The organism is Acinetobacter sp. AR2-3, from assembly GCF_001878775.1.
GTDB classification, from domain to species: Bacteria; Pseudomonadota; Gammaproteobacteria; order Pseudomonadales; family Moraxellaceae; genus Acinetobacter; species Acinetobacter lwoffii_D.
In genome coordinates this window covers 1-12163 of record NZ_MJIQ01000030.1, presented here as the reverse complement: position 1 = coordinate 12163, position 12163 = coordinate 1, and the positions used below count along the sequence as shown (strand labels likewise).

The following is a 12163-nucleotide window of genomic DNA, read 5'->3' as shown; positions in this document are numbered from 1 at the left end:
CCATGCCTCAACTCACTGTTGATGTTATAGCTTAAACATTCCCATCATGGTAAGGTCAAGTCCTTCATCTGACTATTTTAAAAATAATGCAGCGTCCTGCTGCGATTTAAAACTACCCAATAAAAAGCCCGAAGATGACTTCGGGCTTGTCTAACAGTGTTTAAAATATAAAATGCATCAATGTTATTCAGCAGAAATATCTTCAAACAGGATCGAAGACAGGTAACGTTCACCACCATCTGGCAAAATCACCACAATATTTTTACCGGCATTTTCAGGGCGAGCCGCCAATTGGGCTGCTGCTGCCATAGCCGCGCCACTTGAAATACCGACTAGGATACCTTCCTGAGCTGCCGTTTTACGTGCCCACTCGACTGCATCTGCGCTATTAATGGCAATCACTTCATCAACGAGTTCTAGGTCCAGATTGCCTGGAATGAAGTTGGCACCAATCCCCTGAATTTTGTGTGGTCCAGGTGTAATGTCTTCACCGCGTTTGGCCTGACCAATAATTGCAGACTCAGCAGGTTCCACCGCCACAGAATATAAAGGCTTGTTTTTCACTTTTTCAAAGTAGCGTGAAATACCGGTAATGGTTCCACCCGTTCCGACACCTGCGACCAGAATATCGACATTGCCCGCAGTCGCTTCCCAGATTTCTGGGCCTGTGGTTTCTTCATGAATTTTAGGGTTAGCAGGATTTTCAAACTGTTGTGGTAGATAGTACAGTTCAGGATTTTCATTGACTAGACGTTGTGCTTCTTCAATCGCGCCTTTCATGCCTTTGGCCGGATCAGTCAGTACCAGATTGGCACCCAATGCTTTCACCACCTTACGGCGTTCAATACTCATGCTTGAAGGCATGGTCAAAGTAATGTCATAACCTTTGGCTGCCGCAACAAAAGCCAATGCAATACCGGTATTGCCGCTGGTTGGCTCGACAATATGCATACCGGATTTGAGCTTGCCAGATTTTTCAGCATCATTAATCAACGCTGCACCAATACGACACTTGACTGAAAATGCCGGATTACGGCTTTCAATTTTCGCAAGTACCGTGGCCGGAGCGGAAATCACACGATTAATACGAACAAGCGGTGTATTTCCAATCGCGTCTGCATTATTACTATAAACCGCTATACCTAAATTATTCGGTGTTGGAAAAGCTGAATCTGTACTCATGATGATATCCCTGATGTTATTGGTTTAAGTCGCTTAAACATCATACAAGCATTTTTTTGCTTTGTAGATGTTTGATGAAACTTGCACTTCATTGCACGAATGTGAACTAAAATACTTTCTGCACTATGCAATAAATTTATCTTATCTATCAATATTTAAAATATAATTTTAATTGATAATTCAATTCATTAAAAACCATAAAACTTAACTGTTTTTAGCAAGGTATTACGGGCTAAGACCCGTATAATTAGCGGGCTGTAACTTTATAATGGACATATTGAATGAAAACCGATTTTGAAATCACGACTATGCGCGATTCAGCAGAACAGGTCGTCGGCATTTTAAAATCTCTGGCCAATACCGACCGTCTTCTCATTTTATGTCATCTGTCTCAAGCGGAACTGAATGTTTCAGAAATTGAGGAAATAACTGAGATTAAACAGCCGACTCTTTCCCAACAGCTCATGATGCTGCGTAAAAGCGATGTGGTAGATACCCGACGCGATGGCAAACAGATTTATTATTCAATTAAAGATCAAAATTTGATTGTGGTCTTAAATACCCTTTATCGATTGTATTGCGGCAATCCAGCTAAATAAAGAATCTTTCTTTTTTCAGTCATCAAGATGAATTTCTTTAAACTCTTATTGATGTCGTTTTAAATCATTAAGATCACGATCATAAGTTTTCGAATGATACGTGACTGACCCAGATGATTCATTTTAAACATGAATCATCAAGAAGCTAGATCAGCTAAGACTTCTTAGCAGAATTTGTGCATAATATATCTATATTTGTGATTTAGACCTTTTTATGCCAAATTCCAAGTCTAAACTTCTGCATAAACTGCCTGCCTGGGCATGGTTAAGCCACTATACGCCGGTCAAATTTAAGTCCGATGTGCTAGCCGCCCTGATTGTGGTGGCAATGCTGGTGCCTCAAGGGATGGCGTATGCCATGCTGGCAGGACTGCCGCCGATCATGGGCTTATATGCAAGCATCCTGCCGATGATCATTTATGCCCTGCTCGGTGGGAGTTCGACTTTATCGATTGGCCCCGTGGCCATCATTTCCATGATGACTTTTGCTACGCTCAATCCACTTTTTGAAGTCGGCTCACCGGTCTATATCGAAGCTGCGACCTTATTGGCACTGATGGTCGGGATTATTTCCCTGCTTTTGGGATTATTCCGTTTTGGTTTTCTGATCCAGTTGATCAGTCATCCCGTGATTCAAAGCTTTATTATTGCCTCTGCCTTATTGATTGCTTTTGGACAGTTAAAGTTTTTGGTTGATCTTCCCTTAAAAGCCAATAACATTCCGGAGTTTGCCAGCAGTCTGCTGCAATATTTCCCGCTGCTGCACGTGCCCAGCCTGATTTTCGGCCTGCTCTCTATCGGTCTGCTGATCTATCTGCCCAAGTTATTAAAATCTCAGGCTGTCCAAAGCCGGCTTGGCTCTACAGATTTTTTAGTCCGTGCGGTGCCCCTGATTCTGGTGTGTCTCGGCATTGCGGCGATTGTCTTTCTGGATTTAAAGCTTCAGGGCATTAAAACGGTCGGTGCAATTCCTTCCGGTTTTCCACCCTTATCTTTTCCACACTGGAACTGGGAACTGGTGATGACCTTGCTACCGGGTGCCAGCATGATCGCCATGATCAGTTTTGTGGAATCCTTGTCGATTGCTCAAGCGACAGCCTTACAGCAACGCAGTCATTTAAACAGTAATCAGGAACTGATTGCACTCGGCCTGGCCAATATCAGTGCAGGCGTGAGTTCAGCTTTTCCGGTAACGGGCAGCCTGTCGCGGACGGTGGTGAATGCCGATGCCGGTGCCAAATCACCTATGGCCGGTGTTTTATCCTCGATTCTGATTATTTTCGTGAGTCTGTTCTTTACCGGATTTTTTGAAGACCTGCCGCTGACCATTCTGGCCGCGACGATTATTGTTTCCATCTGGAAGCTGGTTAATTTCCAACCATTTTTTGATGCCTGGCGTTATTCCAAAGCAGATGGCCTTGCCATGTGGATTACTTTTCTCGGCGTTGTTCTGATTGATATTTCCACCGGTTTGATTATTGGGATCGTGTCGACCTTTGTGCTGATGCTATGGCGAATCAGCCGACCGCATATTGCGGTCGTCGGTCTGGTCGAAGGAACCCAGCATTTTCGCAATATTCAGCGGCATCAGGTCAGTACCTCCGATCGGGTGCTGTCACTGCGGATTGATGAGAATCTGACGTTTCTGAATGCCAATAGCTTCAAAGGTTATCTGATCAATGAGATCAGCCTGAATGACCAGCTACAACATGTGATTATCAACTGTTCCAGCATCAGTGCGATTGATCTGAGTGCCTTGGAAATGCTGGAAGATTTAAATGCGGAACTGGCCAAACTGGATATTCGCCTGCATTTTGCCGAAGTCAAAGGTCCGGTCATGGACAAGCTGCAAGCTTCTAAATTGATGACGCATCTGAGCGGGCGCATTTATCTGACCCATTTTCAGGCGATTCAGGATCTGGCGCCAGAGATCTTTGAGCAGCATAAAGATTATATGATTTAAGACAGCAGATACTGGAACTTATGGTCAGAAATTCCAACCGGTCATAAGTTCTAACTTTTTAAATTTTCAAATATAATTTGAATTTATCTATTTAACTTTGATATTTATTTCATGAATACAATTTTAAAATCGGTGATTTATTCATCATTTTAAGAAGTTTTTCTTCAATATAAGCACTATTTTAAACCAATATATTTTATAATAAATCAATAATATCAATATCTTGGTTTTTATATAAAAATATATTTTAAGCCTTGTTTAAATTAAGTATAAAATAGCGCAACTTTTTCCCAAATTTAGCCCTCGTAATTTTCACAAGGCAACCTTATGTTTTCTGCCCTTATGCGCATGAGCTTAGTCTCTCGAATCATCATCGCCATTATTTTAGGTGTGGGTGTGGCTGTGGTATTTCCCGAAGCTACTCCCTCATTAAGCCTATTGGGCGACCTGTTTATTAAAGCCTTGAAGTCTGTTGCACCGATTCTGGTTTTCATTTTAGTGTTAGCTTCTATCGCGAATTTTAAAGTGGGCCAATCCAACGCCGCAATCAAGCCGATTATGCTGATGTATGCGGTTGGTATGTTCCTTGCTGCGCTGAGCGCTGTGGTTTCAAGTATCTTATTTCCAAGTACGCTGTTCCTGGATATTGCTGCACAAGCTGACTTGCAGCCACCGGGTAGTCTGGTGGAAATTCTGAAGAATTTGCTGCTGAGCTTTGTCGCCAACCCGGTTGTTGCAATTGCTGAAGCAAACTTTATTGGCATCCTGGCTTGGTCAGTGGCATTAGGCATCGCTTTTCGTCATGCATCGGATAGCACCAAGACGCTTTTGAATGATGCAGCCTTTGCAGTGAATTATGTGATTCGTTTAGTGATCAGCTTTGCACCTTTGGGTATTTTTGGTCTGGTTGCGGTGACTTTTGCTGAATCTGGTCTGGACACGCTGACGAGCTATGTACATTTGTTGACTGTATTGTTAGGCACAATGGTGTTTGTTGCACTGGTCATCAATCCGTTGCTTGTTGCTGCCGTTACTCGCAAAAATCCTTATCCACTGGTGTTCACCTGTTTGCGCGAAAGTGGCATTACCGCTTTCTTTACCCGTAGTTCGGCAGCCAATATTCCAGTCAATCTGGACTTGGCAAAACGTTTGGGTGTCAAGGAATCGACTTCAAGTATCGCAATTCCTCTGGGTGCTACGATCAACATGGCAGGTGCTTCTGTGACCATTACTGTATTGTCATTGGCGGCTGTAAATACTTTGGGGATTAGCGTCGATTTCAGCACTATGCTCATTCTTTCTGTGGTGGCAACCGTTTCGGCATGTGGCGCTTCAGGGGTTGCAGGCGGTTCATTGTTACTGATTCCAGTTGCATGTGGCCTGTTTGGGATTTCTTCGGATATTGCCATGCAAGTCGTTGCGATTGGTATGGTCATCAGTGTATTGCAGGATTCTACCGAAACTGCTTTAAACTCATCGACTGATGTTTTATTTACTGCAGCAGTAGACCGCGCATCAAATTGATTTTATATTGATTAATCAATATGTTTAGCCAATGATGTTGTTATGCCATTACAGCGTTTACCTCTCTGGGTGCAATTAGGGGCGTTCTTTCTTGCGGTCAATGCCGGCATGATTAACGTCCTCGGGCTGGTGACGGTATTACACCAGTCTGTGTCACATATGACCGGTAATGTCAGTATGCTGGCGATGGCATTGCTGAACTGGCAACCAGAACAGATGTTGTATCTCTTTTTGGTCACACTCTGCTATGTCATTGGTTCATCCTATAGCGGGCTCATTCTTGGAAATAGTCACTTTCGCCTGGGGCAACTTTATGGTTACCCTTTAAGCCTGGTGGCTATTTTTATTTTGATCTGCTGGTTATTATTGCCCTATTTCCCGCGCTACGCCTTGTTATGGGCCTGTGTTGCCATGGGTGTGCAAAATGCCATGGTTAGCCACTATAAAGGTGCCATCATTCGCACCACGCATTTATCTGGTGTACTGACCGACCTCGGCTTAGCGATGGGCTACCGGTTGCGCGGTTTGGAGGTAGAATCACGACGCGTGGTTTTGCATCTGCTTATTTTGCTCGGTTTTTTAAGCGGTGGCATTCTTGCCAGCTGGCTATATCCTTATTTAAAATTAAATGCATTCCTGATCCCGGCAGTGCTGAGTCTGGTTCTCAGTCTCACGTATTGGGTGATTTATTTACGTTATCGACATCAACACGATTAATATCTGGACATTCTCATGGTTAAAAATGCATTGCAGGCACAATTGTTAAAGGCAGGATTGGTCGATAATAAAAAAGCCAAAAAACTGTCTAAACAGGCTGTGCATGAAAAACGCACCGGTGACGGTACCGAGGCTGAAATCAAGGCCAAGATTGAACAAGATAAACAGCAAAAAATGGCCAAAGATCAGGCAATTGAGCTAGAGAAAAAAGCAGCTTTGCAGGAAAAAGAACTGAAAGCCGCAATCATGCAAATGATTAATCAGCACAAAATCCGTGATACTGACGGCGATGCGGTGTATCAGTTTATTGATGACAGCAAAATCAAAAAAGTCTATTTGAACCAGCAAATCTATAATGCACTGGTGGCAGGCAGTCTGGTGATTGCACGTGAAAATGACAGCTATGCTTTCTTGCCTAAAGCTCTGGCAGATCGTATCAATACGAAAATGCAGGGCTTTATCATTGTGAATAATTCAGAGAAAAATGAAGAAACCACTGATGAAGAAGATCCATATGCAGCTTATGTTATTCCTGATGATTTGATGTGGTAAGCATCGCGATATCATTACTGAAATATCGAAGATCAGAAACCGGCGAATTCGCCGGTTTTTTATTCGTATGTGCTGTTATTTAATAATTCACATCAATAAATATGTTTTAAAAAGTTATCCAATATTAAAAAACCTGATCCAAATCTATAAACTTGATCTAAATTTTTGATTGAAGAGAAAGATCGTTTGGAACAGTTTAATTTTATTCGGAATATTCAAGAATGGGCAGATCAGTACCCATGGCTGGAAATGCTATCTTCACTGAGTATTGTGATTTTACTGGCGATTCTTGCCAATCTATTTGCCAAGCAAATTGTGGTACGCGGAATACGTCAACTGATTTCCAGAATGCCTTTTGCCAATAATCAGATTTTTGCTGAGCATAGCGTGATTCGCCGGATTGCCAATATTGTTCCGGCAGTGGTGATCATGAACGGGATTACCACGGTACCGCATTTATCTGACAAGGTTGAGTCCTTTGTGCAAATGGGGGCACAGGCTTTTATCTTCCTGACGATTGCCCTGGCTCTTGGTGAATTACTGAATATTTTTAACCTGGTCTATCAGCGTAATCCCAAGTCACGTAACAAACCGATTAAAGGTTATTTGCAGCTGGTCAAACTGATTATCTTTATTGTCTGTGGCCTGATGATTCTCGGCACTTTCCTGAAAAAGGATGTCTTTACCTTGCTGGCTGGCTTCGGTGCCATGGCCGCGGTGTTGATGCTGGTCTTTCAAAATACCATTTTGTCACTGGTGGCGTCAGTGCAGATTTCATCTTATGACATGGTGCGTATTGGCGACTGGATCGAAATGCCCTCGCTGAATGCGGACGGCGATGTCATTGATATGTCATTACATACCATTACGGTACAGAACTTTGATAAAACGGTGACCACCATTCCGACCAATAAACTGGTGACGGATACCTTTAAAAACTGGCGTGGTATGCAGGAAGCCGGTGCGCGCCGGATCAAACGCTCGATTCATATTGATCAAAGCAGCGTGCATTTTATGTCGGCTGAAGAACAGAACAAGCTGAAAAATTTTATTCTGCTCGATCAGTACCTGAATACCAAATCAGAAGAGCTGGAACAATTTAACCTGCAACTGAGTCATCATTCGCAATATAACCAGCGTCGTCTCACCAATCTGGGAACTTTCCGTGCCTATGTAGAGTTTTATCTGCAACAACATTCGGGCATTAGTAAAAATCATTCCCTGATGGTGCGCCAATTGCAGCCAACCAGTGAGGGTTTACCATTAGAGATTTATGCCTTTACTAATACCACCGCCTGGGTGGAGTATGAAAATATCCAGTCGGATATCATGGATCATCTGCTGGCGATTATTCCGGAATTTGGATTAAAGGTCTATCAAGCGCCTTCAGGTCTTGATTTAAAGGAAGCATTTACTCAACCGTCTTCTATTATTACTTAAATACAAGTCATCCAATCTCAAGCCTGAGGTGCTGCTGCATTTCAGGCTTTTTTATTTCCTCATCTATTTAAAACCTGACTGGCATAAATCTGGCTTTAGTTTAATTTTTATAATCCAAGTTTTAATTGAGTGAATCATTTTGTGGCAATTTCACCCAATTACGGGCTTAAAAAAACAGAATCCTTTATAATTCCCGAAAAGCAAAATGCATGATAAGAGTACGATAATGTTTCGATGGCTTGAAAGACTGGTTGACCCCTATCCCACCAAAAATCTGAACCAACCTTTACCGACCAAGTTTTTTCCATTTGTCTGGCGGGCAGCCTATGGAGTCCGCCGTTATTTGCTGATTCTGGTACTGTGTACTGCCGGTGCTGCCAGCTTCGAAGCTTTTCTGTATTCAAAAATTGGTGAGCTGGTGAACTGGCTCAGTAAAAGCCAGCCCGATACTTTTCTGGAACAGCATGCTAGCAATTTAACCTTACTGAGTATTGTTCTTCTGGCCAATATTTTTTTCGCTAGCGCCCAATCCCTAATTAAGCATCAGATTTTGTATAGCAATTTCCCGATGCGTTTACGCTGGCGCTTTCATAATCTGCTCATGAAACAAAGCCTGGATTTTTTCCACAATGATTTTGCCGGACGATTATCGGCCAAAGTTATGCAAACCGCTCTGGCAGTACGCGAATTCTGGGTCATTCTGGGTGACATGCTGGCTTATGTGCTGATTTATTTCATCACCATCAATATTGTTTTGGGTGCAATTTCACCCTTGCTGATCATTCCATTGATGGTCTGGCTAGCCTTGTTTATCTGTGCAGCGTGTTATTTCATTCCACGTTTGAGCAAAATTTCCAATGCTCAGGCGGATGCCCGTGCCGTCATGACCGGGCGTATCACGGATGCCTATACCAATATTCAGACTGTCAAGCTGTTTGCTCATGCCGGTCGTGAAAGCCAGTATGCCAAGACCTCTATGCAGGAATTTATGGTAACGGTATATAAACAGATGCGTCTGGGTGCCCAATACGAAATCAGTATTTTACTGCTGAGTGTAGTGTTATATGGCGGCGTACTGGGTACTGCGATCTGGTTGTGGATGGAAGGTCAGGCCGAGCTGGGCATTATTGCTGCAACTACAGCAATGGTACTGAAACTGAACAGTATTGCCGAATTTATGATGTGGCAGACCTCTGCCCTGTTTGAAAATGTCGGTACCATTCAGGATGGTATGAAAACTTTAGGCCGCAAAATTGCCATTGAAGATAAACCGGGTGCCAAAGAGCTACAGCTCAATCACGGTGAAATTAAATTCGAAAATGTCAGCTTTGCCTATAATGATAAAAACGTGATTGATCAGTTTAATCTGACCATTCGCCCAGGTGAAAAAATTGGTATTGTCGGCCGTTCAGGTGCAGGGAAATCTACCCTGATTCAACTGTTGCTGCATTTTTATCATATTAACCAGGGTCGTATCTTGATTGATGGTCAGGATATTGACGATGTGACTCAGGACAGTTTGCGCAAGAATATTGCATTAGTGACTCAAGATACTTCACTGCTACATCGCACTGTCGCGGAAAACATTAAATATGGTCGTCCAGATGCGACTGATGAAGAAATGTTTGAAGCTGTGCGTAAAGCCAAAGCAGAAGAATTTATTCCTAATCTGACGGATTTGCGTGGCAAAAAAGGCTATGAAGCCTATGTCGGTGAACGTGGCGTGAAACTTTCCGGCGGACAGCGTCAGCGAATTGCAATTGCACGTGTATTCCTGAAAGATGCGCCGATTCTGATTCTGGATGAAGCGACCAGTGCGCTGGATTCTGAAGTCGAAGCAGCAATTCAAAACAGTCTGGACGACTTGATGCAAGGTAAAACCGTGATTGCAATTGCGCATCGCCTGTCTACCATTGCCCAGATGGATCGTCTGATTGTACTGGATCAAGGTCGAATCGCCGAGCAAGGCACGCATGATGAACTGGTGGCATTAAATGGCATCTATGCCCAACTTTGGCAGCGTCAAACTGGTGGCATGCTGATTCAGCAACAGGTCAAAGCATCAAAAGATCATGAATAATATGATCTCTAGAAGATTTCAAAACTTCTAATGATTTGCTCGTCCTTAATATTGAACAGGTCTGGAAAAAGGAAAACTTTGCCCAGACCTTTCTTTGTAAAATTTTCTCTACAGATGAACAGCAAGTTGCCATCTATCTGGTATCTTATGAAATGACATCTCTCTCTAGTTCTGAAAGCTCTCTGAAGAAGTCCTGTTCAATGATTAATAAAACTAGACCAATCGTCCTGTCCTGAGCAAACAGATGCTGGGATGCGACTTATTCAATAAAATAATTTTAATTTCATCAATAAAATTATGTGGTTTAAATTGATTTTAATGCTGAATTCAGGCTAATCTGCCAGTGGCAGAATCACAATCGCCAAAATTTTGTCCAACAATTTTAATGAAAAATTTGGTGGCTTCATGCCAATATCTATTTATAAATAAAAAAATTTGAATGAGTGCAACGGATCGCGCATGAAAACAATTGCTCCACGCCAAGACCAAGGAATTCCAGGTGTTTACGGTCTCTTGCTTCTCGATGTCATTTCCCGCTGGGGTTATAACAATGAGTCGCTTTTCCAACCTTTTGGCCTGACCAGTGAACAGTTGGCAGATCCTGATTTTCGTATTCCAACTCCTGTCGCCAATGAACTGGTCAAATATGCCCTGAAACTGACCGGAGAGCCGACCTTAGGTTATCATCTTGGCACACAGATGCGGATCTCGATTCATGGCTTTATTGGCTATGCCATTATGACGGCGAATAATATTACCGATGCGCTGGTACTGGCGAACCGATTTATTCAACTCCGTTTACCCTTCCTGCAACTATTTTTCTCGACTTTTGGTGCCAAAGCCACGGTACAGTTGCAAACCGATATTCAGCTTGAACCTCTGCGCACCGAAATTTCCATTGCCTTGATGATCGGTCTGATCAGTATGGCCAAAGCGATTACAGGCGTTACTGATGCGACAGGAGAAATCGACTTCGATTTCAAAAAGCCGGAAGATTTTGAACGCTTTATGGCGAAGTTCCCCACCCATCAGTTCCGTTTTGAACAACCGCATTTAATTCTGAGCTTTGATAAAAGCTACCTGATGAACAAGCTGGTGCATGCCGATCCGATTGCCAGCCAGATTGCGATTAACCAGTGTGAAACGGAACTTTCTGCCTTGGGTGAACGGCATCGGATTGCCATGCGTGTCCGGGATATATTGACCCATGCTGAGCAACATTATCTGAGTATTGAAAGTGTGGCGGATCGCTTGCACATGTCTGACCGCACCTTAAAACGTCAACTCGCCGCCGAAGGCACCTCCTTTTCTACCCTAGTCGATGAAGTTCGTTACCGGCATGCCACCTCATTATTGTCCCGGACAGATTTCACTCTGGAACAGATTGCCGATGAACTGGGTTATAGTGATGTCGCCAATTTTAGCCGGGCGTTTAAACGCTGGAGTGGCCGCAGCCCGAGCAACTGGCGCAAAGATCCTTATTTATAAAGGAGCATAAGCCTTTTGTTTTTCTTAAAAAGAATGTATAAAACATGTCAAAAATGATCTTAAAATTTTTAAGGAGTTATCAATGAATCATCCTTCAGAATTAAAGTACGCAAGTACGCATGAATGGGTACGCATTGAAGGTGATCTTGTTGTGACCGGTATTTCCGACCATGCACAGGATGCGTTAGGTGATTTAGTCTATGTAGAAGCGCCTGACTTGAATCAGCATATCACTGCAGGTGAGCAAGCGGGTGTGGTTGAGTCGGTGAAAACCGCTTCAGATATTCATGCGCCTGTGTCGGGTGTGGTGGTAGAAATTAATCCTGACCTTGAAGATGATCCAGATTTCATTAATGATGATCCATACGGCAAAGGCTGGATCTATAAAATTAAGCCAGATAATATCGCAGATGTTGAAAAACTACTTTCAAATACAGAGTATGAAGCCGGGCTTTAATTTTGATTTTGGATAAAAAAATCAGCCTGAGGGCTGATTTTTTTGTTTTATCTAGGGTCTGTCATCAATTAGCTTCTGTAAAAAAAAAAACCGCAGTCGCCGGGCACCTGGCTTTCATCAAGTCCTGCTAGCGCGCGATGCCTTCTAGTGCGCCCGCCGGT

At 43.1% G+C, this 12163-nt stretch carries 10 protein-coding genes; 9 read left to right on the top strand and 1 reads right to left on the bottom strand.

Annotated elements, in window-relative coordinates; translation table 11 throughout:
* Positions 1-183: 183 nt before the first annotated feature.
* Positions 184-1182: a cysteine synthase A gene (cysK, locus tag BFN00_RS04120; RefSeq protein WP_071850555.1), complete on the bottom strand. Its 999-nt coding sequence runs from the start codon at positions 1180-1182 to the stop codon at positions 184-186.
* A gap of 281 nt (positions 1183-1463) precedes the next feature.
* Here cysK and BFN00_RS04115 point away from each other — a divergent pair, with 281 nt between their 5' ends.
* The 9 genes from BFN00_RS04115 (at position 1464) to gcvH (ending at position 12002) form a co-directional block, all read left to right on the top strand.
* A complete protein-coding gene (locus BFN00_RS04115; RefSeq protein WP_004647061.1) occupies positions 1464-1781 on the top strand; it encodes an ArsR/SmtB family transcription factor in 318 nt (105 codons plus the stop codon).
* A 214-nt stretch (positions 1782-1995) separates the two neighbouring features.
* The gene (locus BFN00_RS04110; protein WP_071850554.1) at positions 1996-3744 is read left to right on the top strand and encodes a SulP family inorganic anion transporter; all 1749 of its coding nucleotides are present in this window, start codon (positions 1996-1998) and stop codon (positions 3742-3744) included.
* Between the two features lie 327 nt (positions 3745-4071).
* Entirely contained in the window at positions 4072-5268 is a 1197-nt protein-coding gene (gene sstT, locus BFN00_RS04105) for a serine/threonine transporter SstT (RefSeq protein ID WP_071850553.1), read from the top strand.
* 42 nt (positions 5269-5310) lie between these two features.
* Positions 5311-5985 carry a YoaK family protein gene (locus tag BFN00_RS04100; RefSeq protein ID WP_071850552.1) on the top strand — a complete coding sequence of 225 codons (675 nt, stop codon included), beginning with the start codon at positions 5311-5313 and terminating at the stop codon, positions 5983-5985.
* A gap of 15 nt (positions 5986-6000) precedes the next feature.
* Positions 6001-6537, top strand: coding sequence for a DUF2058 domain-containing protein (locus BFN00_RS04095; RefSeq protein WP_071850551.1), 537 nt, complete (start codon positions 6001-6003; stop codon positions 6535-6537).
* Positions 6538-6723: 186 nt separating this feature from the next.
* On the top strand, positions 6724-7977 hold the full coding sequence (locus BFN00_RS04090) for a mechanosensitive ion channel family protein (RefSeq protein ID WP_034436448.1): 1254 nt from the start codon (positions 6724-6726) through the stop codon (positions 7975-7977).
* 226 nt (positions 7978-8203) lie between these two features.
* Positions 8204-10057 (top strand): ABC transporter ATP-binding protein, encoded by a 1854-nt coding sequence (locus BFN00_RS04085; protein ID WP_071850550.1) that lies wholly within the window; start codon positions 8204-8206, stop codon positions 10055-10057.
* A 459-nt stretch (positions 10058-10516) separates the two neighbouring features.
* Positions 10517-11545, top strand: coding sequence for an AraC family transcriptional regulator (locus BFN00_RS04080; protein WP_005246182.1), 1029 nt, complete (start codon positions 10517-10519; stop codon positions 11543-11545).
* A gap of 82 nt (positions 11546-11627) precedes the next feature.
* Entirely contained in the window at positions 11628-12002 is a 375-nt protein-coding gene (gene gcvH / locus BFN00_RS04075; RefSeq protein WP_005106850.1) for a glycine cleavage system protein GcvH, read from the top strand.
* Positions 12003-12163: the final 161 nt, after the last annotated feature.

Coding starts and splice junctions, on each gene's coding strand:
- cysK (WP_071850555.1), bottom strand. CDS start 1,182: ATGAGTACAGATTCAGCTTTTCCAACACCGAATAATTTAGGTATAGCG.
- BFN00_RS04115 (WP_004647061.1), top strand. CDS start 1,464: ATGAAAACCGATTTTGAAATCACGACTATGCGCGATTCAGCAGAACAG.
- BFN00_RS04110 (WP_071850554.1), top strand. CDS start 1,996: ATGCCAAATTCCAAGTCTAAACTTCTGCATAAACTGCCTGCCTGGGCA.
- sstT (WP_071850553.1), top strand. CDS start 4,072: ATGTTTTCTGCCCTTATGCGCATGAGCTTAGTCTCTCGAATCATCATC.
- BFN00_RS04100 (WP_071850552.1), top strand. CDS start 5,311: ATGCCATTACAGCGTTTACCTCTCTGGGTGCAATTAGGGGCGTTCTTT.
- BFN00_RS04095 (WP_071850551.1), top strand. CDS start 6,001: ATGGTTAAAAATGCATTGCAGGCACAATTGTTAAAGGCAGGATTGGTC.
- BFN00_RS04085 (WP_071850550.1), top strand. CDS start 8,204: ATGTTTCGATGGCTTGAAAGACTGGTTGACCCCTATCCCACCAAAAAT.
- BFN00_RS04080 (WP_005246182.1), top strand. CDS start 10,517: ATGAAAACAATTGCTCCACGCCAAGACCAAGGAATTCCAGGTGTTTAC.
- gcvH (WP_005106850.1), top strand. CDS start 11,628: ATGAATCATCCTTCAGAATTAAAGTACGCAAGTACGCATGAATGGGTA.